Here is a 26651-nt window from a genome sequence, read left to right on the forward strand (position 1 = left end):
CACCTTATCCCGACTCCTGATTCCTATATCTTGATCTAATATTTATTAATTTTTCGCTACAGTTTTATCGGTTGCAACGGGTTCGGGTTTTATCACCGCGCCTTCCTGCAATTTATCAATGCCGGCAAGCACAATGCGGTCGCCCGCCTTAACGCCGTCTTTAACCAGGTAGTTATTACCGCTTTTACCTTCAATGGTAATAGCCAGCTTGGTAACCTTGTTGCTGTCGGCAACGGCCCAAACAAATACCTTATCCTGCATTTCTATGGTAGCAGATTCTGGGATGATCAGCGCGTTTTTGTGCGACAGGCTCAAGCGAATTTTGCCGGTGTTACCGCTGCGTAATAAACCTTGTGAATTGCTGAAGCTTGCCCTTAGGGTGATAGCACCGGTAGTTTTATCAAACTGGCCGTCTATCATATCAATGTGGCCTTCTTTTGCGTATTCGCTGTTATCAGATAAAAGCAGGGCTACGGCTGGCAATTGTTTAAGCTTATCTTTTAATGTCGCGCCCGGGTATTGCTCTTTAAAGGCAACGAAATCCTTTTCGCCTAAAGAGAAGTACACATGCACATCGTGTACATCAGATAACTGGGTTAAAGCGTCAACATCCTGCGGCGATACCAGGCTACCCTGTTTTTTGATCAACCTGCCGATGTAACCGCTAACGGGAGCTTTTATTAAAGTGTAACCGATGTTGATTTGCGCGGCAGATACATTTGCCTTTGCCGATTCGATATTGGCTTTGGCAATCTGGTAGGCTGCTTTGGCAGTTTTCAACTGGTAATCTGATACCACTTTGTTGGCAACCAGCGTGGTAAGTTTGTCCACTTCTAATTGCGCGTTACCTGCTGCGGCTTCGGCTGCATGTAATGCTGCCAGCGCGTTGTTTAAGGTTGCGCGGTAAGGTTGTTCGTTTATTTTAAAGATAGGTTGGCCGGCAGACACGAATGCGCCTTCGTCAACAAATACTTTATCTAAAGCGCCGCTTACCTGAGGGCGTATTTCCACGTTAACGGTACCTTCTACCGAAGCAGGGTATTCCTGGTAAGTAGTTTGGGTGCCCGCTAATACGGTTGATACCGGTAATGCCGGCGGCGCGGGGGCTTGCGCCGCTTCTTGTTTTGGCGAGCAGCTGAAGAGTGCTACCGCTATGATGGCTATTAAGATACTTTTCATGATAATTAATTTTGAGCGTGAGTTAGTAGGATTAAAAGTTGCCCGGAGGCTATTGATGTAGATGGATTCGTTTGAGTTGAGGGTATTCATAATAATGTATTGATAGATATTTTTTGCGGATCTGTTAAGTAATAAACAGCTTAGCTAACGACATCGCAACGATTTAGAGGTTATAACATCATTAAATTGTTTAACAGTGTTAAGTAATTTATGTGAGTTTTGCGTAATTGTTTCCATAGGTGTAGTTTTTAAAGGTTAATGGTAGATGTAGAGCCGTTTTTATTTAACGATGTTAAATAACTTAACATCGTATCTTTTTAGTTAAAAAAATTAAGGAGTGATACTCCTGATAATGCCAGTGATGGCATCTCGTAATACTTGCCTGTTGATGTCGTCGCTATTTCCCCTGTCGAGCAGGTTGATAGAAACCAATCCGTGGACGATGGACCAAAAAGTATAATATTTGGTACAAATGATCTCGGAGTCCATATCGTCTATCTTCATCAGTTCCCCAATAGATTCGGTAAAGATGTCCCATGGTAATTCAGCCTCTGGCAATTTATTTACCATATCGCATGCACATGATGTGGTTATACCGAACATCCCCTGGTATATTTCTTTATTTGCGAAAGCAAAGTTCCAATAAGCCAGCCACATTGCCTCCAGTTGGTCGGCAGGGCTGGTATGCTGGCTTTTTGCTTCTTTCAACTCCTTAGCCAGTTTTAAATAACCCATGCGGGTTAGCTCCAATAATATCGCTTCTTTATTAGCGAAGTATTCATATATGATGGGGGCGGTGTATTCAATTACATCGGCAATTTTACGCATACTTAAAGCTTGCCAGCCTTCTTCCTTCACAATACGCAGGGCTGCATCCAGGATACTTGTCCTGGTTTCTTCCTTTAAGCGTAATATCCTGTCTTTACTTGCCATTGTGTTTTAACTGCTATTAAATCATTTAACAGTGTTAAGCAAATGTACAGCGATAAAATGAAGTCCGTATAATTTAATTGTCATGAAAAAAAATAAGTCAACTTGGTTTACTAAATACTGTCTGAATCAGAATTTACAGAATTAGATAATTTCCAGAATGCTCTTAATAAAATAGAATTTACTACCAATGGTCTAATCCATACAAATTCTTTTCAGTCTAAAATTCTGTAAACGGCGAAGCCTTCTTGAGCCCCCCAAAACGGAATTGCGAAAAATTCCGATTCAAAAATCTCTTTCTCAACAAAATCTAAACCTATCCAAACCCCGCCTGTTAACCTACCACACCATTATATATTCTTATGGCCGATATTGCAAAACGCTTCCCCCAAAACCCTTTACTATCTCCTGCGCATTTAAAACCAAGTTTGGATGGGCTACATATTGCCTGCCTGCTAAACCCAGGCGTGTTTAAATACGAAGGTAAAACCTGGCTGCTGGTGCGTGTGGCCGAGCGGCCCGAGCAAACGGAGGTAGTGGTATCCTTCCCGATATTAACAGCTACCGGCGAAACCCGGATCATGGAAATAGCCCTGGACGATGCCGACCTGATAGCCACCGACGCCCGGGTGGTACGTTATAAAGGTGTGGATTATCTCACCACCCTGTCGCACCTCCGCCTGCTCTGCAGCGACGATGGCGTAAAATTTCACGAACCCGAAGGCTACCAATATCTCGTCGGTAAAGGCCCGCTGCAAACTTTTGGGATTGAGGATTGCCGGGTAACTTATTTGGATGATAAGTTCTACCTCACTTTTACCGCCGTGAGTGATAGCGGCGTTGGCGTAGGAATGCGCACCACTACCGACTGGAAAACCTTTGAAGAACACGGTATGATACTACCACCCCATAATAAGGACTGCGCCATTTTTGAAGAAAAGATAAACGGAATGTTCTATGCCCTGCACCGCCCCAGCAGTGTGGACATCGGCGGAAATTACATCTGGCTGGCGCAATCACCGGATGGCGAACATTGGGGAAATCACCAATGCATTGTAAAAACCCGAGGCGATATGTGGGACCGTGCCCGCGTAGGTGCCGGCTGCTCCCCCATCAAAACCGAAAGAGGCTGGCTGGAAATTTATCATGGCGCGAATTACGAGCATCAGTATTGCCTTGGCGCTTTCCTCTTAGATCTTAACGACCCGTACAAAGTCATAGCCCGCACCGGCGAACCCATTATGGTGCCTTCGGAACCTTATGAGCTTACCGGCTTCTTCGGACATGTAGTGTTCACCAACGGCCATATCCTCGAAGATGACGGCGACACTATTACCATGTACTACGGCGCAGCAGACGAGCATGTTTGCGGAGCGAGATTTTCGATGAAGGAGATATTTGCTGCGATGGGTGTTTAATTGGTGGCGGTGGCGCCACCGCCACTGGGATATGTGTTATTCCTAATTTCCCTCGGAGAGGGGTGCGGCCGGCTTGAGGGCAATGGCAGGGAGGGGTTAGCCACAATGCTTAACAATCCGGCGCAAATCCCTATCCTCCCACAAGGCGGTGTCCCACCGCCGCTCTCTCATTGGTGCCATCAAAAATAAATCTGAAATCCCAAATAGACCTCTTGCGTAACCTAAAGGTTTCACATATATTTGTAACCGAAAGGTTTCATATAGCCTTCCGTTATGAGAAGAGACGTATTCCAGGCCATTGCCGACCCTACCCGCCGCGAGATCATAAGCCTGCTGGCATCGCAACAGCTCAACCTTAACGCGGTTGCGGATAAGTTCGACATCAGCCGGCCGGCGGTGTCTAAACACATCCGGATACTGGCGGAGTGCGGACTTATCACTATTAAACAGCAGGGCCGCGAACGTTTTTGCCAGGCTAACTTTAAAAAGTTAAAGCAGGTAGAAGACTGGGCCGCGCAGTACCGCAAATTTTGGAACAATAAACTGGATGCGCTGGAAAACTTTTTGGACGAAGAAAAAACTACAAAACTTAAATAAATTATGGAAACACAACCGCTGATAGTGGAGCGCACGCTGAACGCGCCGGCAAGTAAAGTTTGGGAAGCCCTTACTGATAACGAAAAAATGAAACAATGGTATTTTAAACTGGAAAGCTTTGAACCACGTGTTGGCTTTGAGTTTAGTTTTGCGGGCCAGGGTAGCACCGGCGAAAAACACACCCACCTTTGCCGCGTAACCGCCGTTGAACCCGAAAAGAAGTTAAGCTACACCTGGCGTTATGAAGGTTTTCCGGGCGATTCGGAAGTGAGCTTTGAGCTTTTCCCCGAAGATGATAAAACGCTGGTGAGGATAACCCATACCGGGTTGGAAACTATGCCGCAAAACGGACCGGATTTCGCTGTATCGAGCTTTAGCAAGGGTTGGAACTACATCCTGGGCGAAAGCTTAAAGAAATTTGTAGAAGAGCAATAGTTGAAAGACCTATAAAGCAAACAGGCCGCTGCATTTTGCGCATCGGCCTGTTTTTGTTTAAGTACTAATATCTGCTTGGCTTTGAAGCCTGGTTTTACTAACTATTCTGTTTTAAGGCTTTTAACCGGGTTTGTAAGGGCGGCTTTAACGCTTAGCCACGATACGGTTGCAAACGCGATGATCAGCACGGCTAAAAACGGAATTATGAATAAAACCGGGTTTATACTGATACGGAACGCGTAACTCTCCAGCCATTTACTGATGGCATACCAGCCCAGCGGCGCCGAAACGACGAAGGAAATGAGGATAAGCAGGGCAAAATCTTTATAAAGCAGTTGCAATATGCCATTTACCGATGCGCCAAGCACTTTACGGATACCTATCTCTTTGGTGCGCTGCACAATGGTGAACGATACCAGGCCGAACAAGCCTAAACACGCTACAAAAATGGCTATTACGGTAAAGATGCCAAACACCTGCCCAAAGCGCTGGTCGGCTTTGTATTGGTCATTGAAATGTTCGTCCAGAAAAAAGTAGTCGAACTGGTCGCCGGGGAAGAAGGAGTCCCAGGTTGTTTTTAAGCCGGCAATGGTCTGGGCAACGTTGGTTGAGCTCACTTTAACCGATACGTCTCCCCTCACGTCAGGGATGCAGCGGAAAATAATGGCGTCATACGTATCGCGCAGCGATTGCTGGTGAAAATCGTCAACCACACCTATTATTGTATACACGTCGCCCCAAAAATCTATGCGTTTGCCTATCGCTTGCTCGGGTTTATCAAAGCCCAGGCGGCTTACGCCCGTTTTACTAAACACCACCGTCTTTGGATCGGTGCTGAACTCTTTAGAAAATTTTCGGCCTGCTAAGAGTTTCAGGTCGTAAGCGGTGAGATAATCGTAGTCTCCACCGATGATGCGGTATTGGTCGGCAGTCGCGTCGGCTGCGCCGGTGAGTTTTATACCACCTGCATTCCATCCAACTGCTTCACCCGGTACCGATGTAGATACGGTGATGCTTTTGATAGACGGCTGTTTTAAACTCTCCTGTTTAAAGGCGCTCATGCTGCGGTAAAACGAATCGACCTTTACCAGCGGCGCTTTAATAACCAGGGTTTGATCTATAGTGACACCTAATTTCTGGCTTTGCATAAACTGGATCTGCCGGTAAACGGTTAGCGCGCCTATGAGCAAGAATATGGATGCCGCGAACTGGAAGATCACCATTCCCTTACGCAGCACAATACCTTTTGGCGATGCGGTTAATTTCCCCTTCATCACCTCTATTGGTTTAAATGACGACAATACGATAGCCGGGTAAAAACCCGAGAAGAATGTACCCACTACAAATATTCCGATTACCGCCGCCCAAAAACCAAGCTTTGCAAATAAGGCGAAACCTATTTGTACACCCGCAATATTAGCCAGTATGGGCAGGCAAATGGCAATAAACGCTATGGCAAACAACACCGCCAGTCCGTTCAAAAACATGGCCTCCAGCATAAACTGGGTTACCAACTGCGTTTTGGCTGAGCCTAATGTTTTACGTACGCCAACCTCTTTGGCTCGCCCTATACCGCGCGCGGTAGCCAGGTTAATATAATTTATCCACGCAATGATAATTACGAAAATAGCGATACCCAGCAACAGGTAAACAGATTTGCCATCGCCGTTAGCCTGAATCTCGGACATCCTATTGGAATATAAATGGATACTTGGCATGGCTTGCAGCGTATAAATAGCGTTAATACCCGAGCTGCTGTATTGCTGGTAAGCTTTTTTTACGATAGGTAAAAATTCAGCTTCAACCGCTTTAGGATCGGCACCTGGTTTTAGTAAGAGGTAGGTGGTGCAGCCATCATTTACCCAGGCATTATCCAGGTTATTTCCATCCCTTGGCGGGTTCTCTTTTAGCAGAGTGCTGTACGATTGTAAAATATCAAAACTCAGGTGCGTGTTGGCAGGCATGGCCTTCATTACACCTGTAATTTTTAACAGCTTTGTAGTATTAAGCGTTAAGGTTTGTCCGACCACCTCGGTACTGTGAAAAAGCTTTTGAGCTACTTCTTCGGATATCACTACCGAATTCGGCTCTACCAACGCGGTTTTAGGGTCGCCGCTTAGTAACGGATATGAAAATATATTGAAGAACGAGCTGCCACAATAGTAATCCTTTTTGATCACGATCTTTTGGTCTTTATAATTGGCCAATGCATTACCGGCTGGTACCAGTTTTACAAAATCCTCCACCTCGGGCACATCGGCTTTAAAAGCGCTGCCTGGCGCGAACGCTCCACCGGCCCACTGGGTGCTTAGTTTGCCTTTATCGTACCTATCCTGGTTAACGCGGAAAACGCGGTCTTTATTAACATGAAAGCTATCATAGCTCAGCTCAAAACTTACATATTGCAAAATGAGCAGACAGGCCGCCATACCAATGGCTAACCCGAAAATATTGATAAATGAGAACGCCTTGTTTTTAGACAAGTTGCGGAACGCGATAAGGAAGTAATTTCTAAGCATGGCTATCAGTTTAGTAAAACCAATAAGGCCAAAAGAATACCAATTTTTTAACTAATTGTATATCAATAATATAAATCAATTTCGCAACTCCTAATACGTTCGGATTTAATACATCAACTGTACGATATCGTACAGTTGATGTTAAAAGGATTACCTGGTGTGCTATAGCTTCGCCACCAAAGCTTTCCCGTTATAAACTACCGTTTTATCTATCTTATCGGCTTCACCGGTATTTGAGCCGTGCGTGCCTTTTACCAGTACTACATTAAACGTATGTTTCTTCAACATGCCTTTAAAGTTGCCTTTTGTGGCCGATATGCTTAGCTGGCGTAATTTATCATTCCAGTTTAACGTGAACGTTGCTTTCGCGCCTTTTTCATAGTTGTAGTTTTCGTTCTCGTCTTCGTAATATTTAAAGGTGCCGTTTGCGCCCGGGTAAATGCGCAACTCTATTTTATCGGCCAGTTTTTCGGTGGCGTATTCCATTACCGGGCCCATCGGTACGATGGAACCTGCACGGATATACAACGGCATCATGTTCATCGGCACATCAACCGTTAATTTTTGTCCTCCTTTGGTAATTTCGCCCGTCCAAAAGTTATACCATTTGGTAGCAGCCGGCAGGTATACTTCGCGGGTTTTGGCTTTGCCTGCCGCGCCTGCGCCGGTGTATAATTGCGCGGTAACAGGATTCACCAAAAACGCCGGACCGAACATATACTGGTCTGGTATGCCGTAAACGTTGGCATCTTGCTGGAAATCGAAAGTGAGCGCCCGCATCATAGTGTAGTTCTCGGTATTTACACGGCCCGCTAAAGAGTAAATGTATGGCAACAGGCGGTAACGCAGCTTATCAAAGTTCAGCAGTGTAGCGCGGGTGTCTTCGTCCCAGTTTTTGGAGAAAATGGCCCGCTCCCCTTTTCCGTGGATGCGGAAGATGGGGCTAAATGCCCCGAACTGGAACCAACGGGTAAACAACTCACGGAACTCGGGTTTCGACCAATCGGGTGCCGTCCAGTGCCAGTGGTAACCACCAATGTCCGACGTCCAGTACGGGATACCCGATGCACAGGCATTAATGCCCTGAGGTATTTGGTTTTTAAAGTTGGCGAATGTACATTCAATATCAGACGACCATAAGGTAGCGGCATTCCTTTGTTCGCCCGCAAATGATTGCCTTACTAAAAAGAAAGCGCGCTTGCCGGGGATATCCCTACGCCAGCCTTCGTAAACGCCCTTGGTATGTTCTAATGAATAGGTGTTAAAGTAATCGATCCCTTTCCCTATCGAGAAGTTTGCTTTGCGGCGTTCGTCCAGCAGGGCACCATTGTCTGGTTCGCACTGGTCTATCCACCAGGCATCCCATCCGTAGCGTTTTACCAGGCTATCACGAGCCTGTTGCCAGTATAATTCGCGCGCCTTGGGGTTGTGGGCGTCGTAATAAGTATCATAAGTGTGCGTAACCACGTTATCCCAGGTAATGCTGGTAAGGCCGCCCATTTTTTCCAGCGCATCGTAATTTGGTGTGCCTTTACCAAACACGGGCCATATAGAGATCATGGCATGAAGGTTGGCAGCGTGCAAAGCATCTACCAACTTTTTTGGATGCGGGTAACGCTCGGGTTTCATAATGTGGGAGCCGATTGGCAATGGATCCCAGTAGTACCAATCCTGCACCAATACATCCACCGGGATGTGGTTATTGCGATAATTATCTTTCACGGTTAGTATCTCTGCCTCGCTCAAGTACCTGTCTTGCGATTGGAACAACCCGTAGGCCCATTTGCCAAACATAGGCGCCCGGCCGGTTGCGGTGCGGTACAGATCGATAATATGGTCAAAGTCCGGGCCGTAGAAAAAGTAGTAATCTACCTGTTTGCCACTTTCAGATACGTATTTGAATTGGGTGTTGCCATCCTCGGCACCGTAAAAGTTAGAAGCGGAATAGTTATCCCACATCAGTCCGTAACCTTGCGTAGAAAGCATCACGGGAATAGCGCCGGTAAGATATTTAATAGCCATATCCTGATTGCGGCCCTTGTAGTTAATGCTCAGTGAATCGAGCGGATGGCAGCCCATTCCGTAAAGCGCCTCGTTAGCCGGCGACTTAAACGATGTACTAACATTATAGGTACTGATGCCCGCGATAGTAGCCGCCGACATGCTTTTATTACCGCCGGCCTCCGCCGAGATCACCTTACCGCTCAAATCGCAATAGGTGATGGCATTGGTTGTTTTGTTTATTTTTATTTTGAGTTTGGCCGTGGCGATGGTTACCTCGGCTTTACCATCAGTAACCGTAAAGACAGTTGCCAGCGGCCATTTGTTGTTCACCACTAACGACTCTTTTATGGAGAAACCATCAAATATGGTATACTTCACCTCAATAATATCAGCCTTGCAGATGTTAAGCTGCATCAAGCCTTTATCCAGCCTAAAAATCACGCTCTTCGCATTTTTGGTAAAGGAAATTACGGTGGCATTAGCGTTGCCAAAACAGAAAACACAAACGCACAGGAGCGCTAACTTTTTAAAAACAGAATTTAATCGAAGCATAAATAATGACTGATAATTGAGTTTTTAAAAATAGAGATAACGGCTAAGAGGCAATGTGTCAATTGTACATATTAATAATAAAAATGTTAATCCGAAGAGGTGAAAGAAAACCTTTTAAGAAAATAACAGCATCAAGATAGCATACCGAAGCCAATTCTGTTTTTAGATACATTTTAATTGGGGCGTTCCCTTCGGTCGGGTCTTCCGCTCATACGCCACAGGCATTAGGCGCAGGCCGGTACCTGCTTCACCCCCTAACGCGGACAATTGTCGTTGTGTCAGTCTGAGCCTGTCGAAGACCTGTACGCCATTCAATACCGGCGAATGGTTCGACACCCTAACCATGACAATTCCCTCTTACTTCAACACCACCTTTGTTGCTCCATACCCAAACTTCTCCTTGCGCGCATCCATAAAGGTTTGCACTTTGGCGTTCTTGCTGAGGAGTTTGTGCAGTTCGTGTTTTAGTATGCCGTTGCCGGCACCGTGAATAAAAGTAATATCGGGCATCTGGTGTACTATGGCGGCATCCAGCGCGTGTTTAAAATTGGTTAACTGTATGTTCAGGATCTCGCTGCTGGCCAAAAACTGGTAATCGTCGCGTAGCTTTTCTATATGGAGGTCTATCTCGTATTGCGGTTTGGCAACCACTTGTTTTTCTTCGGCAGGTTTAAAAAAGCTTTCCTTTAGCTTTTGGGCATCAATCACCAGCTCCGCCTCATCTAACTGGATCATCCAGCCCAATTGGTTGATAAAAGGCACCTGCTTTTTGGCTCCCGAGAAATCCTTCGCTTTAAATTGCTCGTTCACATTTAATGGATTAAGCACCGGCTGATTTTGTTTGGTATTAAACAACACCTGGAAAATGAGCTTAGGCCACAGTTGCAGGTCGGCCAGTTTGGCGGAATATACTTTTGCGTGGCCGCGCGGCTCTATGCTGCCTGCAAACTCGCCTTTATATTGTTTATTTTGTTCGGTACTAACTGAGGCTAAAAGTTGGTAAGAGGTTTCGTTCAGCAAATGCAAATGCACTACCGAATTGGCTTTGGCATCGGCAATAACCGCAATATATACGCCTTTGCTTTTAAACTCACCGGGAATGATGGCTTCAACTTCCGCCTCTTCTTCGTCACCAACCAATTTACTATGCCCGTGTACTGAGGTTACTTTGGTAGCCAACACAGGGATCTCAAAATCATCCTCCCCGGTTACCCCTATCATCTGGTCGTTAATGATGCGGGTTACGTAACCTTCCATCTTCTCGTCCACAAACCGTACAAAATCGCCTAATTTATATTTCATAGCACACGTAATAATTGGCAAAGGTATCAATATACCATAAGCCCGATAATTAAACTTACATTTACGTAGTAAAACCGTTTTTTAATTAAAAAATTAATTACAGTTTTGCGCTCCCTTGTCACGGTTAATTTTAACATAATGGACACTAACCCTATTCCAGCGCCTTTAAATGATGACCTGTTAAAAGAGGTTTTCCACCACCACCTCAACCGGATATACAACGGCAAATGTTTTCTGTACAAGACCCTGCCCGCCCTTAACGCCCTGGCATCGTTCAAAGGGCTGCAACTGGCTATTGATGAGTTTGGTGAAGATGTGCTTAAACAAATTGTGCGCATGAAGAGTATCTACGCGCTATTAGGCGAAACACCTGTAGATAATGAATGCAACCCCATCACCAATATTATTAAGGATGAGTTTTGCCTGGACGAAAATCAAACCGTTCCACTATTGAACGACCTCGACCTGATGCTTTATATGCAATTATTAGAGCATGTGAACATTACGTCGTACCGGATGCTTATCATGATCTCAAAAACATTGAAGCATGATAACATCATCCAAATGCTAAAAGAAAGTTTTGATGAATCGCAGGAGAACGACAAGCTGTTCACCCTGATAGCCAAAGAATATGTTAAAGGTTAAAGGGAATGACTCTTCATCGCCATTGCTTTAAATTCTGAAAATTATTTAATGCCTTAAAAAGGCTAAGCCCTCTTGAGCGCCCTAAAAAAAAACTGCGAAACATTCGGGTTCGCCAATATTCCAATAATTCGCAAAAAAACCTAAATAACAAAAGCCGGACAAGATGCCCGGCTTTGCACAGTTATTTAATACCCCTACTAAAATAACTTTGAACAAATAAAAATAATTAATCGGCGCTAAGCAAATTAATATGCCCGCGGCATTGTAACAATTCGTTTACGCTAATCGTCTCAACTATTAGAGGTATAATATTTATTTTGCGCGCTAAATCACCAAATACACTATATCCATCCAATAACCCTATAAGTTATGTTGAAACCAATTGCGTTAACCGCATTATGCAGCCTGTTTTTGTTACAATTGCAGGCTCAAAACTTGTATATGCCGCGCGAAATTAAGCAGGCCTACACAAAGGGCACCCGCTCACCCGATGGTAAACCTGGCAGCAAGTACTGGCAAAACTTTGGCAAATACAACATCTCGGTAAGCCTAACGCCTCCGGGCCGCACCGTAAAAGGGGTAGAAACCATCACTTACTTTAACAACAGCCCCGATACCCTGAAAAGGCTCAACATGAAACTGATCCTCAACATTCACCGCCCCGGTGCAACGCGAGATGGTAACACCAGTTTAGATTACCTTACCGAGGGTATACAGATCGATAGCTTTTTGGTGGCTGGCCAAAAAAAGAGCTGGAATAATAAAACCGCTGCAACTACCAACCAGGCCGTAGGCTTAACCAAACCATTGTTACCACACGATTCGGTAAAAATGGATATTACCTGGCATTTCGACCTGAGTAAAGAGAGCGGCCGCGAAGGGGTGATAGATTCCACCTCGTTCTACCTCGCTTATTTTTACCCGCGTGTATCTGTTTATGATGATTACGCAGGATGGGACCGAGTAGACTTTGTAGATTCTAAAGAGTTTTACAATGATTTTAATAACTACACTTTAAATGTAACTGTACCCAAAAACTACGTTGTTTGGGCAACAGGTACACTGCAAAACCCTGCACAGATTTTACAACCAGAGTTTGCAAAACGCCTGAATACATCCATGACGAGCGACTCCACCATACACGTGGCTACCCTTGCCGAGTTAAACGCCGACAGCGTAACCGCGCAGAACGCCACCAACACCTGGGTATGGAAAGCAGACGACATCACCGATATGGCCGTGGGCATCAGCAACCATTATATTTGGGATGCTGCCAGCGTTGTGGTTGATAAAACAACAGGACGCCGCTCCAGTATGCAGGCCGCGTACCCCGAAGCCGCTTTCGATTTTAAAAAATCGGTACAATATGGGCGTAATGCTTTAGGCTGGTTCAGCGCCAACTGGCCGGATGTACCTTACCCCTTCCCAAAAATGACAGCTTTTAAAGGCTTCGCAGATATGGAATATCCCATGATGGTGAACGACAGCCAGTTTGGCGACCCGGTTTTTGCACAATTGGTGCAGGACCACGAGATTGCGCACACCTGGTTCCCTTTTTATATGGGCATCAACGAAAGCAAATATGCCTTTATGGACGAGGGCTGGGCAACCACCCTGGAGTACCTGATAGGCACCGCCGAGAACGGGCCGGTGAAAGCTGCTGAATTTTACAAGCAGTTCCGTATCAACGGCTGGATAGGCGATAAATCAACCGCCGAAGATCAGCCCATCATCACCATGAGCAGCGAGCAAAAGGGCGGTTATGGCAACAACGCCTACGGCAAGCCATCATTAAGCTATTTGGCACTAAAAGATATGCTGGGCGATGACCTGTTTAAAAAAGCCCTGCACGGTTATATGGACAGATGGCATGGCAAGCACCCTATCCCGTGGGATTATTTTAATTCGATGAGCAACGTATCGGGCAAAAACCTTACATGGTTCTTCAACAACTGGTTCTTTAGCAATGGTTATAACGACCTTGCCATTACAACCGGCGTAAGAGGTAAAGATGGTTATACGCTAACTGTAAGCAACGTTGGCGGTTTCGCTATTCCGTTTGATGTGGTACTAACCTTTGCCGATGGCACTACCAAAACCATCCACCAAACGCCTGGCATTTGGGAAGCAAACCAAAAGCAAGCCTACGTAACCTTTAAAGCCGTTATAGGCAAAAGCCTAAAATCGGTTACTTTGGATAACGGCATTTTTGTAGATGCTACCAAAGCAGATAATACTTGGGTAGTGAAGTAGTGAATGGTAAGTAGTGAGTGGTTACTTAAAAGTATGACACGAATACCATGTCTTATAAGATTCCTTCTCGCTATCGCTCGTTCGATGACATATTAATAAAAACAGAAAACCAGGCTTATGGCCTGGTTTTCTGTTTTTATTAACGCTATGGTTACGCGCCTTGTACGGAGTTATTCCAGTCGTTGGCGGCAGATTTTACTTTTTCTTTAGCGTCGCCTGCGCCATTTTGGGCGTATGCTTTAGCGGAACCAACGGCATCTTCGGCTGTGCCACGGGCGCTATCAACCACTTTGCCAGCATCACCAACAAGGTCGCTGTATTTTGATTTTACCGAACCTACGGCATTGCTGCCATATTCTTTCAGGTTATCGGCGGTAGTTTGCGCTTTTGTTTTTGCCGCTTCTACAAGGTCGTTCACATAATCAGCAATATCGCCTCTTAGTTCTTCACCTTTTTCTGGCGCTAATAATAAGCCCAGTGCGGCACCTGCTGCAGCACCCACTAAAAGGGCTGCTATAATTTTTGCTTGATCTTTCATATCCTTTTTTGGTTTTTAGTAGATGATTTGTTTATAGTTAACAAAGCCCATGCCGTAGTGTTTAAATTAATAAAAAAAAGTTACGTCTGCATTTTTATGGCCAATGCACGTGGGGCTTATGCTGTTTTGTAACACAACACAGTCATAAACCTGTTTTTATCGTCATATAAAATACCGGGGCTTACTTTTTGCATACTGGTAAATCGTAAAAAAACATTGTATTTCATGGAAACAGTACTTCAATCCATACACTTCCGCAAGGTGTTTTACCTGGTAAGCATCATCCTTATTATTTTATTATTCGCTATTAAATATACCCTCATCCCTGTCATTGATCGCCGGGAGGCACAATCCAAAAAGATATTAAGGCGCATATTAGATACGTTGATAGCTATACTTATAGCAGGCCTGGCTCTTGGCGCTGCTTTATTTTGGGTAAGTGGGAATGAGTAACACGCTCTAACTACAGGCAGGGATATCAGAAGCCTAAAACAGAAGCCGACATAACCATTAAATTCGGTCACAGGAGAATAAACAGCGAACATGGCAGGCTATGGATAACCTTACGTTTTTAGATGACAAAGAGGACTGGCCGGATTTGAAAAGTATAGCTAAAGCCTTCTAATGACTAAGCTACAATGGATAAATGGCGTCCGTGCAGGGTATCTTCCGAGTCCTTTACAATACCGCGAATTTTCTCGTCAAGCTCGTTAACGGTAAGTTCCATCATCTCAAAATAGTTAAAGTAGATGTTCTCCATCTTCATCAGATCCATTATACCCAGCAGTGATGCTACCGGGCGGCGCAGTTCATGCGACTGCATAATGGCAATGCGCTGTAACGCTTCGTTTTGCAGGTTGATGTATGCCTCCTGGCGCTTGCGGTGCGTAATGTCTGTTGAGTTAAGCGATACGCCTATCACCTCGCCATCATTACCGCGCACGGGCACAAAGGTGGTCACCTTCCAGCACTCCAGCGCTGTACCCGGCATCAGCATCCATTCCCGTTTTATAGAGCGGCCGGCGAGGGCTATGTTAAAATATTTTTTAAACTGGCCAAGGATAGCGGGCTCGGTATACTTTAATATCGAATCGCCATTAGTTAATTTATGCTCGTAGTGGCTGCGCGTAAATATGGCCGCAGACCTGTTAAATGCCATCACCTCGTAATTGCGGCCCACCAATATGTGAGTATCTTTTGAGCTATCAAAAATGGCTTTCAGCTTCAACTCCGATTCTTTACGTGCTTTTGTATTTACCTGTTCTTTTTTATGCTGTTCCTCTAACACACGCACGCTCCAGTTAAATTCCATTAAATTCACTATTTGTTTGGCCAGAGTAAGCATAGCTTTCTGCTGAGCGCCGTTCAAATCGCGTGGCTTCATATCAATTACACAAAGGCTTCCTATGGCGAAGCCATCTTCGGTAATAAGCGGTGCACCCGCGTAAAACCGCACGTATGGTTCGCCTGTTGCCAGGGGATTGGTGCAATGGTATTCGTCAGCCAAAATATCGGGGATAATAATCAGGTCGTTTTGCTTTATAGTGTTATTGCAAAACGAAACACCGCGGGGCGTACACACCACGTCGGTACCTTTGGCTGCTTTAAACCACTGGGTATCTGCATCCAGTAAGGTTACCAGTGCAACCGGTGCCTTGCATATTTCGGCCACCAGGTCCACCAGTTCGTTCATATCTTTTGTAATACCGGCGTCGAGGTTTTTAAACCTGTTTACAGCATTAAGGCGTTGGTGCTCGGTATAGTTCATTATTAAGTTAGCTCGGGTATTGCTTGTTTTCAATGTAATAGGTTTCTTGTACGAAAAACAGGTCAGGTTTGTTGTATTTTTTAATAATTATGATAATATTACAAACATTAAATTAATTAAATTACTAAAATTGAATTAATGCAGAGGGCATGAATGTTTGTAAATGAATTTGTTAGTATGAACAAAGCAATTTAATTGCATTAAAAAAGTCCTGGGTTTTTACAAGGAACCAGCAAAAAAATCAACCGTCCCGCCATATCACATGCCTTGCTCTAACCGTTTTAGCAATATTATTCTTACAACCTTTTTAATAATATATGTTAAAACATACGATTAAACTTTTCATGTGGATTGCACAGTTATTAATTATTTTTACGCCATATGAAAGCATTTATTTTTGATTTGAATGGCACTATGGTAAACGATATGCCATACCACGCCAAAGCATGGACACGCATAGCCAATCAAGAACTTGGCGGTAACTTTACCGACACCGAGATAAAAAATAATATGTACGGCAAAAATGCCGAAGTGCTGGTAAGACTGTTTGGCGGCGACAGGTTTACCAGCGAAGAGATGGACAAATTATCGGAAGATAAAGAAGAACAATACCGGAGCGAATACATTGGCGAGCTGGCACTTTTGCCCGGCCTTGCTGAATTTTTAGAGCACGCCTACCAGGCGGGGATCCCGATGGCCATTGGCTCGGCAGCTATACCATCCAATATTGATTTTGTACTGGATAACCTCAACATCCGCCATTATTTTAAGGCGATTGTAAGCGCTCATGATGTTACCCACAGCAAGCCCGACCCGGAATCGTTCACTAAACCCGCGCAGCTGCTGGGCGTAAAACCCGAAGACTGCATTGTGTTTGAAGATGTACCAAAAGGAGCTGAAGCCGCTAAGAACGCAGGCATGAAAGCGGTGATACTAACCACAACTCATCCCCGGGAGGATTTTGCGAAACTGGATAACATCCTGCATTTCGCAGTTGATTTTAATGATGATTATTTTGTAGGATTAATATAACTTGCATTCAAAATATTAACCCATTGAAAAATCTAAACTTGTGCCTCTTCCTGGCTATAATAATTGCGGCAACGCTTTCATCGTGTTCAAAACAGTATTATGCGCCGGGCTTGTTCCAAAACGATGTACAGCTGATGATTAAGCCCCAATCGCAGGATTCTGTAAAAAGCAAGGTGTATATATCCGGCGTGTTGTTAACGCAAAGCGGTGCATCCGGGCAGGGGAGCTCAACAAGTGGCTTATTAAATCTTTACCAATCGCATACGCTTAAAAATGTAAACTTAAGCTACGGCGTTTTGGGTTACACAGGTAATTACAGCAGAAACGAAAGCAGTACTACAAACAATAGCAGCGGGCAAACTAGTACTACAGAGACTCACATTTCTAAGAGTTTTACGGGGTATGGTTTCAACGGATCTGCATCGGTGTACTTCAGTAACGCTCTGGTTGATTTTAGGGTGCTGGGCGCAGATTTGGTTTACACCCACGAAAGCGGCGATTACCTTGCTTTTCGTAGATCGGTATTTGGTCAACCGGGAATCTTAAGTTCTCCACGGGCCGACATGATCACATATGGCATTTTTACGGAATATGTGTTCCATCCCAAAGCCGACCTTAATTTCGGCTTCAAGGTATTTTTTAACAAAACTACGGGAAAGGTAAACCAGGATCTGCAAAATGCCGTTAATTCTTACGAAAATGGCTTTTATACCACCGGAGGCTCATTATTTGCCGAATTTAACCGCATCAACGTGCACGCCACCGCGGCATTCGCCTCAAATTTAATTGCGGGCGGCATTCAGTTAGGCGTCGGCTACAGCTTTTAGGCGGAATATACCGACTGCACCATATCGCGCAGGTTATAGTGCGATGCCATCACCTCGCCATAAGCGCCAGCGGTACGCACCGCAATCAGGTCGCCCCGGAACGATTCCGGCAAGTCTACATCCTTGCGGAAACAGTCTGTGCTTTCGCAGATAGGCCCCACAACATCATACTTCATTTCGGATGTGGGATGTTCGATCTCGGATTTATTTTCGTCCGAACTTTCCAACTTTTGGCTTTTAACTTTTGACTTTTGACTTAAATTTTCAATCACATGATACGCCTGGTAAAGCATCGGGCGGATAAGTTCAGTCATACCGGCATCCAGGATCAAAAAGTTCTTCTTCTGCCCTATTTTTACATACAACACACGCGATATCAGCGAGGCCGATTGTGCAACCAACGCGCGGCCCAGTTCAAAATGCACCTCCTGACCGGGTTTTACGTTCAGGAATTTTTTGAACACTTTAAAATAGCTTTCAAAATCGGGGATGGTATTGCCATCAGGGTTATGATAATCTACCCCAAGTCCGCCACCGGTGTTTAATATTTTTATCGCGAAGCCGTGGTTCTCAAACCAGTCCTGCATCTCATTGATGCGGGTACACAGGTTTTTGTACACTTCCATATCCGTTATCTGCGAACCTATATGGAAGTGGATCCCCAAAAACTTCAAGTTGGTGCATTTACGCAGCATATCAACTACATCGTTCAACTGCCAGGTGTTGATGCCGAATTTATTCTCATCTAAACCTGTGGTGATGAAATGATGGGTATGCGCATCAACGTTAGGGTTAATGCGGATGGCGATGCCCGCCACTTTGTTTTTTGCTTTGGCCAGTCCGTTAATGATCTCCAGCTCCTGTATAGATTCTACATTGAAGCAGAAGATATCGGCATCCAGCGCCAGGTTTATCTCTTTATCAGATTTACCCACGCCAGCAAAAACCACTTTACTTTTATCAAAACCATGCTCAATGGCGGCTTTAACCTCGTTACCGCTTACGCAATCGGCACCAAAACCGTAGGCTTGCACGGCATCAATAACCTTAGTATTAAAGTTGGCCTTCATGGCGTAATGCACATGGAAACCATATTGCGAGGACGCATCGCGACAGGCATCAAGCGTTTGCCGCAACACATCCATGTTGTAGTAATAAAACGGGGTCTCAATCCCCTTAAAGCGTTCTATGGTATCTTGTTTAAACATTTTTTCTAAGTCAAATTTAAAAAGTCAAAAGTCAAAAATGACTGTTAACTTGCTACGCCTATCGGGAGATTGCTTCGTTCCTTATAATGACGCTTTATATTTCCTATGCGACTTCCGAAATCGAAAATTCGAAATCCGAAATTAAAACAACCTGTTATGCAAGCTCCTCAGCGCTTCCACTTTGTCTTCTGTTTTTACCAGCAGGCTCATATTATGGTCGCTGCCACCGTAAGATATCATCCTCACCGGGATATGTTTGATAGCTTCCAGCACACGGGCGGCGTAGCCATGTTTCTCGGCACCAAAATCGCCCACTACACAAACAATGGTTTGGTTCACATCAATATCAACCGTACCATAAGCGCCCAGTTCCTTGGTTATTTCGCCAAGGTAGGTGGTATCATCAATGGTAACCGATACGGCCACCTCCGAGGTGGTGATCATATCAATACTGGTGCGGTAACGCTCGAACACCTCAAAAACTCGGCGCAAAAAGCCATGCGCCAGCAGCATACGGCTGCTCTGGATCTTTATTGCGGTAATATCATCCTTAGCGGCTATAGATTTGATCCTATCCTTCTCGCTATCGTTAGTTATTAAAGTACCGGCTGCCTGCGGATCCATGGTGTTTAGCAAACGCACAGGGATCTTATATTTCTGCGCCGGGAAAACGCTCTGTGGGTGCAATATTTTGGCGCCAAAGTAAGCCAGCTCGGCTGCCTCGTCGAAAGATAGTTGCGCAATGGGCTTGGTGCCTTTCACAATCCGCGGGTCGTTATTATGCATACCGTCAATATCGGTCCATATCTGCACTTCCTCACTGCGGATGCCCGCTCCTATTAGCGATGCGGTATAATCGCTGCCGCCGCGGCGAAGGTTGTCCACCTCGCCAAAAGCGTTACGGCAAATGTACCCCTGGGTTATAAACAGGTTGGTAGCTTTTTTATGCTCCAGCAAAGGAGTAAGGTGCGATGTAATATGATCTACAATAGGCTCGCTGTCCTCATCCGTTTTCATAAACTCTAAAGCAGGCAGCAATACGCTTGGTACGCCAATCTCTTTGAGGTAAATATGGTACAGCGTGGTCGAAAGTAATTCGCCCTGCGCCAAAATAATTTTATCTTCAATGGGGGTGAACAGGTCGTTAGCCATGCCGCTCAATAAACGGAAATGGTAATCAATAACCTCCTTACCTTGTTCGTAAAATTTTGGTTTTTCTAAAAGCTCTTTAATAAATACTTCGTACTTATCTTTTAATACGGTGATGAGTTGGGCCGCCTTCTGCTTATCGCATGTAAGGTACGCCTGACCAATTTCTACCAAACTATTTGTAGTACCCGATACGGCCGACAGTACCACAATTTGCTGCTCGGCGGGGTTGATGATATCCAGCAGCTTCTTCATACGATCGGGGCTCCCCACCGATGTACCACCAAATTTTAAAACTTTCATGCTATGTGTTCCCTTGAAATAATGGCCGGTAAACCTACACCGGCATTTGCGGCGCTAAAAATAGGATTTTAAAGCAATATTCTACCGATTTGGTAGAAATTATCTGAACATTCATGGTTGTCTGAACTCGAATTTTTCGCGGTTTCAATTTCAAGGGTGCTCAAGAGGGCTGCGCCGTTTAAGAGATTTAGAAGCAGGCAGAACTACATCTCCCTTTTTCATTCTGTCAATTCAACAAATTCCATAAAATTCGGGTTCAGACAAATTATTATGGCGGTGCTTTCAGCCCGGGCTATGCGCTCATACTGCACAGGCATTAGCCACGGGCCGGTATCCGCTCCTATCCCTACCGCGGAAAATTGTCTGCATTAAAATTTTTCCGCAACTTTAGGGTGATATATCCCTTATCCCCTACACATACCATTAAACGCGGATATGATGCCAATAAACAACACACAAGCCGAAACCGAAAAGCTCATCATGCGGCTTTACAAAAGCGCATTCCCGCCGGTATCAGGGTATGTAAGCAAAATGGGCGGCAGTTTTGATGATGCCCGGGATGTTTTCCAGGACGCGCTGGTGATCTATTACGAAAAAGCCGCAGCCGGGAAACTGGAACTGCAAAAAACCGAAAGCGCCTATTTATTAGGCATTGCCAAACACCTTTGGTTCAAAAAATTCCGGGACGGACGTTACGATGTTCCGTTGGACCAGTTTGAGGGCCTGGAATTTGCCAACGAGGCAGATCCCCAACCCTCCGAAGGAAAACTATTGCACTACCTGGAAACGGCAGGCAAAAAATGCATGGAGATCCTCAGCGCTTTTTATTACGATAAATTGCCCATGAAGCAAATAGCTGGGTTATTCGGCTATTCGGGCGAGCGCTCGGTAACCGTACAAAAATACAAATGCCTGGAAAAAGTACGCGAAACCATTAAACAAAACGCATTGCAATATGAGGACTTTATTGACTGAGATCCAGCATATAGATAAGCACGTGCAAGGCACCGCCGCGCCCGATGAGGCTTTACTTTTCGAAGCGAAGCTGCTATTGGATGCGGAATTACCGCTAAAAGTGCAGTGGCATAAACAAACCATCGGGCTGGTGCAGCAATACGGGCGCAAAAACTTCGTAAGTATCATAGGCGATGTACACAATCAACTTTTCACTCTGCCGCAGCACGAAAGCTTCCGGCAAAAGATCTTGCGATTATTCAGCTAAGCACTAATTAAAATTTTATGGAAATGGATACAAATGAGTTCCGCAAATACGCGGTGAGGCACCGCCATGTCAATAGTTTGCATGTAGATAGGTTTATCAGCAAGGTAAATAGCGCCACCCTGCCCATGGGTATGACCCCCCATATTATGGAAGAGCGCCAGCTCAATATCTCGCAAATGGATGTTTTCAGCCGCCTGATGATGGACCGCATCATCTTTCTGGGTACAGCGGTAGACGACCATGTGGCCAACATCATCCAGGCGCAGCTGCTCTTCCTCCAGTCGGCAGATGCCAAACGCGATATACAGATCTACATCAATTCGCCGGGTGGTTCGGTGTATGCAGGCTTGGGCATATACGATACCATGCAGTTCATCTCACCCGATGTAGCCACCATCTGCACCGGCATGGCAGCATCCATGGCATCGGTACTATTGTGTGCAGGCACGCAAGGCAAACGCGCCGCCCTGCCCCATTCGCGGGTGATGATGCACCAACCGTCCGGTGGCGCGCAAGGCACTGCGGCAGATATCGAGATCGCTGCCATCCAGGTGACCAAAATGAAGAAAGAACTCTACGAGATCACCGCCCTGCACAGCGGGCAGTCCTACGAAACAGTTTACAAAGTATCCGACCGCGACCACTGGATGATAGCCGCCGAAGCACAGGAATTTGGAATGATAGATGAAATATTAGGCCCGAACCGGGATTAAGCGGATTGAGCAGATTTTTAGGATTTGACTGGCATGGTTGCTACCAATCATTTATCGTATAGAATTCTTTCGCTGCCGCGAGATACGCTGCGCTAATCTCGCGGCATGGCATGGCAAAAGCTTTCAGCTGAAAGCTGACCTTAAGGTATATCACGGGCTGGAAGCCCGCAACAGCAAAAGGGACATTTGTCAATTCTAAAAATTCGTTTAATTCGAGTTTCAGACAAAAAAATGGCGTTTTAATTCCTCGATGCTATCGCGCTTGCTATCGTTTTTACCCTATCTCTTACAAAGGCCGGACTAACGATCTCGGCCTGGTCACCGTACATCATAAACCAACGTACAAAACCCTCTACCGACATGGTGAGAAAGGTCATTTCCAACTGATCGGGCAGGTGAACTTCAGATACAAAACCGTTATAGTATTTCTGATCGTTAAGGTATCGCGCCATACTGTTATCTACCCGCATTATAATGGTCTCCAGCTTATGGTCAAAAGCGGTTTGGGCGATGTAGGCCTTTAGCGTGGGGTGCTTACCATCAAAAGTATGTTCTGTTTCGGTAAGGGAGCGAATGCGGTCGGTACGGAAATCGCGGTAATCCTGGCGCATGCGGCAATAGGCTATCATGTGCCAGTAGCTATCGAGGTAAAATATGCCTACCGGCTCTATCTCGCGGTTGGTTTTTTCCTGACTGTAGCCGGCCATGTAATCGATGCAAAGCACCTTTTTATTGGCTATGCCATTGAGGATGGGCTGCAGGTGGTCGTTATTATTGATGCGGCGCTGGCTATGGCTTTTAAGCACCGCTATGCTGTTATCCATACTTTCCAGCAGGTCTTTTTCGGCTGTTTTAAGAATGGCGCGTACCTTATACATGGCCGATTTATGCTGCGCAGCGGTGGACGCATCGGTCATTTTCTCCACGAATTTTTCGGCGGTTAAAAACGCGGTGGCCTCCTCGCGGGTAAACATAATGGGTGGCAACCTGTACCCCTCTACCAGTGAATAGCCCACCCCTGCCTCGCCAATGATAGGGATGCCGGCCTCCTCCAGCGAACGCACATCGCGGTAAACGGTGCGCAGGCTGATGCCGAACCTGTCCGCAATATCGCTGGCTTTTACTACCCTGCGCGATTGCAATTGAATTAGGATGGCGGAGATGCGGTCGATGCGGTTCATACCTCAAAATAAATGAAATTAAACTAATTTAGCCCAAAACGAGTTTAATAATTATGAGCGACCAAACCAACGATAAGATCATCACTTTTGAGCGTTATTACGACCCCATGCTGGCCCATATCATCCGCACCCGGCTGGAAGATGCAGGCATCCCCTGCTTTATTGCCGACGAAAACACCGTTAGCGCCCATCCATTTTATAACCAGGCCATAGGCGGAATCAAAATAAAAATATTTGAGCACGACCTGGAGCGCTGCCGTGGGGTACTGGCGGAGGATAATGAGTTGGGGGAGTAACCATTTTTTTTTTAAGACGACGCTCTGGTTTTTTTTTAGTACTCTCCTTTAGAGAGGATTTAGGTGAGGCTCCTTTCGTGGGGGTACATCAGCGGGACATCTGTATCAAAGCCGATACACAAGCAAGTATTTATACCTGATTATTTTATATTAGCAACATGATCGATCGCCGTAAATTCCTTAAAGTAACCGCTGCAAGCGCTTCATTGGCAGCTATATCTAAATATAGCCCGGCAACACCCGCGGGCAATAACACCGGCACTGCCGCCGCAGGCAGTTTACCTATCGTAATTTCTACCTGGGATTTTGGCATTGCCGCCAACAAAGAGGCATGGAAAACCCTTGCCACCGGTGGGCGGGCCTTAGACGCGGTAGAAGCAGGTGTAAAAATACCCGAAGCAGACATGAAAAATCATACCGTAGGCCGCGCCGGTTACCCCGACCGCGACGGGCACGTTACTTTGGATGCCTGCATCATGGATGAGTTTGGTAATTGCGGCGCAGTTGCGGCAATGGAAGATATAGCCCACCCTATCGCCGTAGCGCGTTTGGTGATGGAAAAAACCCCGCACGTAATGCTGGTTGGCGATGGAGCAAGCCAGTTTGCCGTAGAACAGGGCATTAAACGCGAGAAATTACTCACCCCCGAATCGGAAAAAGAGTGGAAGAAATGGCTCGTTAAAGCCGAGTATTCCCCAAAAATGAATATAGAGAACGACCAGCACCGCCCCGGTGGCAAGTACAACCACGATACCATTGGTATGCTGGCTATTGATGCCAAAGGCAATATCAGCGGAGCCTGCACCACAAGCGGCATGGCATTTAAGCTGCATGGCCGCGTTGGCGATAGCCCTATTATTGGCGCCGGTTTGTATGTAGATAACGAGGTTGGCGGCGCTACTTCTACAGGCGTGGGCGAAGAAGTGATACGCAATGTAGGCAGCTTTTTGGTTGTGGAATTGATGCGCCAGGGTTTATCGCCCGAGGATGCCTGCAAGGAAGCCGTTAACCGCATCATCAAAAAGAAACCTGAGATCGCTAAGAAAATCCAGGTAGGCTTTTTGGCTATCAACAAAAAAGGCGAGTACGGCGCTTATGCCATACAGGAGGGATTTTCCTTTGCGGTATGCGATTCGGCTAAACAGGACCTGCTGATCCCCGGCAAAAGCTTCTATAAAGACGAGAAGAAATAGATTAGTTCATGGATAATAGTTGATAATTCATAGTCGATATTCTAAGTTTGATTGCTCTACTATGATCTATAAACTAAGAATTGATGGTTAATAGCAGAAAAACTACCTTTACCATCGTACCCATGAACCATTCACATAAAGAACTAATATGGTAAGCTTGGAAGTTTGCTCAAATTCAGTAACCTCAGCGGTAGCAGCGCAGGAAGGCGGTGCTGTGCGGGTAGAACTTTGCGAGAATCTCGCGGAAGGCGGTACTACGCCATCTTACGGCCAAATACTCATGACCCGCAAACTTTTACATATCCAACTCTTTGTACTGATACGTCCCCGCAGTGGAGATTTCCTGTATTCGGACCTGGAATTTGAAGTGATAAAAGCAGATGTGCGCAACTGTATTGAAGCTGGTGTTGATGGTATAGTAATTGGTATACTTAACGCCGATGGCACTATAGATAAACCCCGCTGCCTGGAACTGGTGCGCATGGCTAAACAATACGGCTTGGGCGTTACCTTTCACCGCGCCTTTGATATGTGCGCCGACCTATACCAATCCTTAGAAGATGTGATAGAACTGGGTTGCGACCGCATCCTTACCTCAGGAGGCAAAAGCACCGCTATGGAAGGTGCCAGTGTGCTTAACCACCTGGTAGAAAAAGCTGCGAGCCGCATTACCATTATGCCCGGCAGCGGTGTAAATGAAAAAAACGTTGCCGACATGGTACATTTTACCAAGGTTACCGAAGTACACAGTTCTGCCCGCATCAGCATCCCCGGCAAAATGGAATACCACAACGACCATATCTTACTATCCAACGGTTTAAAAGACGAATACGGGATCGATGTTACCGGCGTGGAAGTGGTAAAGAATATCATCGCGGCAGCAAATAGCTGATATATTCACTATGGGCACCACAACTTTTGTATATAGCAAGGCAGTAGGTTTTACGGGCATCGCTTTTTTTGCGGGCTTTATGTCTGTATTCTTTGTGTTGGGATTTATAGCCAACGATAGCAAGCTATGGATGTTTGTCAGCTTTATAGAGGTGTCCATCCTCATCAGCCTTGCTTTTTTTGTGAGGCGCTGCCTTGTCCCCGCCTTAAAAAATCAGCCTGCCCTTACCCTCGACGACGAGAAGCTAACTTTCCCTGTAACCGGTAGCGTTATTTACTGGAAAGATGTTATCGAGATCTCCTTTGATAAAAGTCGTTACACCAAATATTTATCGTTCGACCTGTTGGGCGACAGAAAGAATATCGGGCTCGGGCTAACGTGGGTAAGAGGCGATAACAAAGCCATCTACGAAACTGTACAGGAATATTTTGAGCAATCTTTAAAAGAGGACGGGCAACTGGGGTATGCGAAGGACGATGTGGTGTAAAGCATTTT

The 26651-nt window shown here is 45.6% G+C and carries 25 protein-coding genes; 15 read left to right on the top strand and 10 right to left on the bottom strand.

What is annotated here, in order from left to right:
- Window positions 1-45: 45 nt before the first annotated feature.
- Complete coding sequence (locus EPL05_RS12455) at window positions 46-1179, bottom strand: efflux RND transporter periplasmic adaptor subunit (protein ID WP_128534298.1); 1134 nt, start codon at window positions 1177-1179, stop codon at window positions 46-48.
- A gap of 330 nt (window positions 1180-1509) precedes the next feature.
- Window positions 1510-2112, bottom strand: coding sequence for a TetR/AcrR family transcriptional regulator (locus tag EPL05_RS12460; RefSeq protein WP_128534299.1), 603 nt, complete (start codon window positions 2110-2112; stop codon window positions 1510-1512).
- A 359-nt stretch (window positions 2113-2471) separates the two neighbouring features.
- Between EPL05_RS12460 and EPL05_RS12465 the strand changes: the two genes are divergently transcribed.
- The 3 genes from EPL05_RS12465 to EPL05_RS12475 all read left to right on the top strand — a co-directional run bounded on the left by EPL05_RS12465 (window position 2472) and on the right by EPL05_RS12475 (window position 4559).
- The gene (locus tag EPL05_RS12465; RefSeq protein WP_128534300.1) at window positions 2472-3527 is read left to right on the top strand and encodes a glycoside hydrolase family 130 protein; all 1056 of its coding nucleotides are present in this window, start codon (window positions 2472-2474) and stop codon (window positions 3525-3527) included.
- Window positions 3528-3800: 273 nt separating this feature from the next.
- Window positions 3801-4124, top strand: coding sequence for an ArsR/SmtB family transcription factor (locus EPL05_RS12470; RefSeq protein ID WP_128534301.1), 324 nt, complete (start codon window positions 3801-3803; stop codon window positions 4122-4124).
- A 3-nt stretch (window positions 4125-4127) separates the two neighbouring features.
- Window positions 4128-4559, top strand: a complete 432-nt coding sequence (locus EPL05_RS12475; RefSeq protein WP_128534302.1) for an SRPBCC family protein — start codon at window positions 4128-4130, stop codon at window positions 4557-4559.
- 101 nt (window positions 4560-4660) lie between these two features.
- On the opposite strand, the gene EPL05_RS12480 is transcribed toward EPL05_RS12475, so the two are convergent.
- From EPL05_RS12480 to EPL05_RS12490, 3 genes are all read right to left on the bottom strand, one after another.
- Window positions 4661-7078, bottom strand: a complete 2418-nt coding sequence (locus EPL05_RS12480) for an ABC transporter permease (protein ID WP_128534303.1) — start codon at window positions 7076-7078, stop codon at window positions 4661-4663.
- Window positions 7079-7240: 162 nt separating this feature from the next.
- On the bottom strand, window positions 7241-9634 hold the full coding sequence (locus EPL05_RS12485; protein WP_128534304.1) for a glycoside hydrolase family 31 protein: 2394 nt from the start codon (window positions 9632-9634) through the stop codon (window positions 7241-7243).
- A 357-nt stretch (window positions 9635-9991) separates the two neighbouring features.
- Complete coding sequence (locus EPL05_RS12490) at window positions 9992-10936, bottom strand: Smr/MutS family protein (RefSeq protein ID WP_128534305.1); 945 nt, start codon at window positions 10934-10936, stop codon at window positions 9992-9994.
- A gap of 138 nt (window positions 10937-11074) precedes the next feature.
- Between EPL05_RS12490 and EPL05_RS12495 the strand changes: the two genes are divergently transcribed.
- Together EPL05_RS12495 and EPL05_RS12500 are read left to right on the top strand one after the other, a co-directional pair.
- Window positions 11075-11581 carry a DUF892 family protein gene (locus EPL05_RS12495; RefSeq protein WP_128534306.1) on the top strand — a complete coding sequence of 169 codons (507 nt, stop codon included), beginning with the start codon at window positions 11075-11077 and terminating at the stop codon, window positions 11579-11581.
- 369 nt (window positions 11582-11950) lie between these two features.
- Window positions 11951-13834: a M1 family metallopeptidase gene (locus EPL05_RS12500; RefSeq protein ID WP_128534307.1), complete on the top strand. Its 1884-nt coding sequence runs from the start codon at window positions 11951-11953 to the stop codon at window positions 13832-13834.
- 151 nt (window positions 13835-13985) lie between these two features.
- Here the strand turns inward: EPL05_RS12500 and EPL05_RS12505 are convergent, their stop codons facing one another.
- Complete coding sequence (locus EPL05_RS12505; RefSeq protein ID WP_128534308.1) at window positions 13986-14372, bottom strand: YtxH domain-containing protein; 387 nt, start codon at window positions 14370-14372, stop codon at window positions 13986-13988.
- A gap of 225 nt (window positions 14373-14597) precedes the next feature.
- On the opposite strand from EPL05_RS12505, the gene EPL05_RS12510 reads away from it, so the two are divergent.
- Entirely contained in the window at window positions 14598-14825 is a 228-nt protein-coding gene (locus EPL05_RS12510) for a hypothetical protein (RefSeq protein ID WP_128534309.1), read from the top strand.
- Window positions 14826-15000: 175 nt separating this feature from the next.
- Here the strand turns inward: EPL05_RS12510 and EPL05_RS12515 are convergent, their stop codons facing one another.
- A complete protein-coding gene (locus EPL05_RS12515; protein WP_128534310.1) occupies window positions 15001-16140 on the bottom strand; it encodes a GAF domain-containing protein in 1140 nt (379 codons plus the stop codon).
- A 381-nt stretch (window positions 16141-16521) separates the two neighbouring features.
- On the opposite strand from EPL05_RS12515, the gene EPL05_RS12520 reads away from it, so the two are divergent.
- Window positions 16522-17172, top strand: a complete 651-nt coding sequence (locus tag EPL05_RS12520; protein WP_128534311.1) for an HAD family hydrolase — start codon at window positions 16522-16524, stop codon at window positions 17170-17172.
- Window positions 17173-17195: 23 nt separating this feature from the next.
- On the top strand, window positions 17196-17999 hold the full coding sequence (locus tag EPL05_RS12525) for a hypothetical protein (RefSeq protein WP_128534312.1): 804 nt from the start codon (window positions 17196-17198) through the stop codon (window positions 17997-17999).
- Here the strand turns inward: EPL05_RS12525 and lysA are convergent.
- Both lysA and EPL05_RS12535 read right to left on the bottom strand, forming a co-directional pair.
- Window positions 17996-19207: a diaminopimelate decarboxylase gene (gene lysA / locus EPL05_RS12530; RefSeq protein ID WP_128534313.1), complete on the bottom strand. Its 1212-nt coding sequence runs from the start codon at window positions 19205-19207 to the stop codon at window positions 17996-17998. The genes EPL05_RS12525 and lysA overlap by 4 nt on opposite strands.
- 141 nt (window positions 19208-19348) lie before the next feature.
- On the bottom strand, window positions 19349-20659 hold the full coding sequence (locus EPL05_RS12535; protein WP_128534314.1) for an aspartate kinase: 1311 nt from the start codon (window positions 20657-20659) through the stop codon (window positions 19349-19351).
- A gap of 435 nt (window positions 20660-21094) precedes the next feature.
- Between EPL05_RS12535 and EPL05_RS12540 the strand changes: the two genes are divergently transcribed.
- The 3 genes from EPL05_RS12540 to EPL05_RS12550 are packed head-to-tail and all read left to right on the top strand — an operon-like array spanning window position 21095 to window position 22594.
- Complete coding sequence (locus tag EPL05_RS12540; RefSeq protein ID WP_128534315.1) at window positions 21095-21634, top strand: RNA polymerase sigma factor; 540 nt, start codon at window positions 21095-21097, stop codon at window positions 21632-21634.
- Window positions 21615-21881, top strand: a complete 267-nt coding sequence (locus EPL05_RS12545) for a hypothetical protein (protein WP_128534316.1) — start codon at window positions 21615-21617, stop codon at window positions 21879-21881. Before EPL05_RS12540 ends, EPL05_RS12545 begins: the two co-directional genes overlap by 20 nt.
- A 17-nt stretch (window positions 21882-21898) precedes the next feature.
- Window positions 21899-22594, top strand: a complete 696-nt coding sequence (locus EPL05_RS12550; RefSeq protein ID WP_128534317.1) for an ATP-dependent Clp protease proteolytic subunit — start codon at window positions 21899-21901, stop codon at window positions 22592-22594.
- Window positions 22595-22833: 239 nt separating this feature from the next.
- Here the strand turns inward: EPL05_RS12550 and EPL05_RS12555 are convergent, their stop codons facing one another.
- Window positions 22834-23775 (bottom strand): helix-turn-helix transcriptional regulator, encoded by a 942-nt coding sequence (locus EPL05_RS12555; RefSeq protein WP_128534318.1) that lies wholly within the window; start codon window positions 23773-23775, stop codon window positions 22834-22836.
- 53 nt (window positions 23776-23828) lie between these two features.
- On the opposite strand from EPL05_RS12555, the gene EPL05_RS12560 reads away from it, so the two are divergent.
- The 4 genes from EPL05_RS12560 (at window position 23829) to EPL05_RS12575 (ending at window position 26643) form a co-directional block, all read left to right on the top strand.
- Entirely contained in the window at window positions 23829-24071 is a 243-nt protein-coding gene (locus EPL05_RS12560) for a putative signal transducing protein (RefSeq protein ID WP_128534319.1), read from the top strand.
- A 158-nt stretch (window positions 24072-24229) separates the two neighbouring features.
- The gene (locus tag EPL05_RS12565) at window positions 24230-25264 is read left to right on the top strand and encodes a N(4)-(beta-N-acetylglucosaminyl)-L-asparaginase (RefSeq protein WP_128534320.1); all 1035 of its coding nucleotides are present in this window, start codon (window positions 24230-24232) and stop codon (window positions 25262-25264) included.
- 148 nt (window positions 25265-25412) lie between these two features.
- A complete protein-coding gene (locus EPL05_RS12570; protein WP_128534321.1) occupies window positions 25413-26156 on the top strand; it encodes a copper homeostasis protein CutC in 744 nt (247 codons plus the stop codon).
- A gap of 10 nt (window positions 26157-26166) precedes the next feature.
- Complete coding sequence (locus EPL05_RS12575; RefSeq protein ID WP_128534322.1) at window positions 26167-26643, top strand: hypothetical protein; 477 nt, start codon at window positions 26167-26169, stop codon at window positions 26641-26643.
- The last annotated feature ends 8 nt before the right edge of the window (window positions 26644-26651 follow it).

The sequence above is a fragment of the Mucilaginibacter gilvus genome (assembly GCF_004054195.1).
In the GTDB taxonomy this organism is placed as follows: domain Bacteria; phylum Bacteroidota; class Bacteroidia; order Sphingobacteriales; family Sphingobacteriaceae; genus Mucilaginibacter; species Mucilaginibacter gilvus.

Excerpts from the sequence above, each read along its gene's own strand:
- lysA (WP_128534313.1), bottom strand. The coding sequence starts at position 19,207 with ATGTTTAAACAAGATACCATAGAACGCTTTAAGGGGATTGAGACCCCG.
- EPL05_RS12475 (WP_128534302.1), top strand. The coding sequence starts at position 4,128 with ATGGAAACACAACCGCTGATAGTGGAGCGCACGCTGAACGCGCCGGCA.
- EPL05_RS12565 (WP_128534320.1), top strand. The coding sequence starts at position 24,230 with ATGATCGATCGCCGTAAATTCCTTAAAGTAACCGCTGCAAGCGCTTCA.
- EPL05_RS12500 (WP_128534307.1), top strand. The coding sequence starts at position 11,951 with ATGTTGAAACCAATTGCGTTAACCGCATTATGCAGCCTGTTTTTGTTA.
- EPL05_RS12505 (WP_128534308.1), bottom strand. The coding sequence starts at position 14,372 with ATGAAAGATCAAGCAAAAATTATAGCAGCCCTTTTAGTGGGTGCTGCA.
- EPL05_RS12545 (WP_128534316.1), top strand. The coding sequence starts at position 21,615 with ATGAGGACTTTATTGACTGAGATCCAGCATATAGATAAGCACGTGCAA.
- EPL05_RS12470 (WP_128534301.1), top strand. The coding sequence starts at position 3,801 with ATGAGAAGAGACGTATTCCAGGCCATTGCCGACCCTACCCGCCGCGAG.
- EPL05_RS12460 (WP_128534299.1), bottom strand. The coding sequence starts at position 2,112 with ATGGCAAGTAAAGACAGGATATTACGCTTAAAGGAAGAAACCAGGACA.
- EPL05_RS12555 (WP_128534318.1), bottom strand. The coding sequence starts at position 23,775 with ATGAACCGCATCGACCGCATCTCCGCCATCCTAATTCAATTGCAATCG.
- EPL05_RS12520 (WP_128534311.1), top strand. The coding sequence starts at position 16,522 with ATGAAAGCATTTATTTTTGATTTGAATGGCACTATGGTAAACGATATG.
- EPL05_RS12515 (WP_128534310.1), bottom strand. The coding sequence starts at position 16,140 with ATGAACTATACCGAGCACCAACGCCTTAATGCTGTAAACAGGTTTAAA.
- EPL05_RS12570 (WP_128534321.1), top strand. The coding sequence starts at position 25,413 with ATGGTAAGCTTGGAAGTTTGCTCAAATTCAGTAACCTCAGCGGTAGCA.
- EPL05_RS12540 (WP_128534315.1), top strand. The coding sequence starts at position 21,095 with ATGATGCCAATAAACAACACACAAGCCGAAACCGAAAAGCTCATCATG.
- EPL05_RS12550 (WP_128534317.1), top strand. The coding sequence starts at position 21,899 with ATGGAAATGGATACAAATGAGTTCCGCAAATACGCGGTGAGGCACCGC.
- EPL05_RS12510 (WP_128534309.1), top strand. The coding sequence starts at position 14,598 with ATGGAAACAGTACTTCAATCCATACACTTCCGCAAGGTGTTTTACCTG.
- EPL05_RS12455 (WP_128534298.1), bottom strand. The coding sequence starts at position 1,179 with ATGAAAAGTATCTTAATAGCCATCATAGCGGTAGCACTCTTCAGCTGC.
- EPL05_RS12480 (WP_128534303.1), bottom strand. The coding sequence starts at position 7,078 with ATGCTTAGAAATTACTTCCTTATCGCGTTCCGCAACTTGTCTAAAAAC.
- EPL05_RS12575 (WP_128534322.1), top strand. The coding sequence starts at position 26,167 with ATGGGCACCACAACTTTTGTATATAGCAAGGCAGTAGGTTTTACGGGC.
- EPL05_RS12495 (WP_128534306.1), top strand. The coding sequence starts at position 11,075 with ATGGACACTAACCCTATTCCAGCGCCTTTAAATGATGACCTGTTAAAA.
- EPL05_RS12485 (WP_128534304.1), bottom strand. The coding sequence starts at position 9,634 with ATGCTTCGATTAAATTCTGTTTTTAAAAAGTTAGCGCTCCTGTGCGTT.
- EPL05_RS12490 (WP_128534305.1), bottom strand. The coding sequence starts at position 10,936 with ATGAAATATAAATTAGGCGATTTTGTACGGTTTGTGGACGAGAAGATG.
- EPL05_RS12535 (WP_128534314.1), bottom strand. The coding sequence starts at position 20,659 with ATGAAAGTTTTAAAATTTGGTGGTACATCGGTGGGGAGCCCCGATCGT.
- EPL05_RS12560 (WP_128534319.1), top strand. The coding sequence starts at position 23,829 with ATGAGCGACCAAACCAACGATAAGATCATCACTTTTGAGCGTTATTAC.
- EPL05_RS12465 (WP_128534300.1), top strand. The coding sequence starts at position 2,472 with ATGGCCGATATTGCAAAACGCTTCCCCCAAAACCCTTTACTATCTCCT.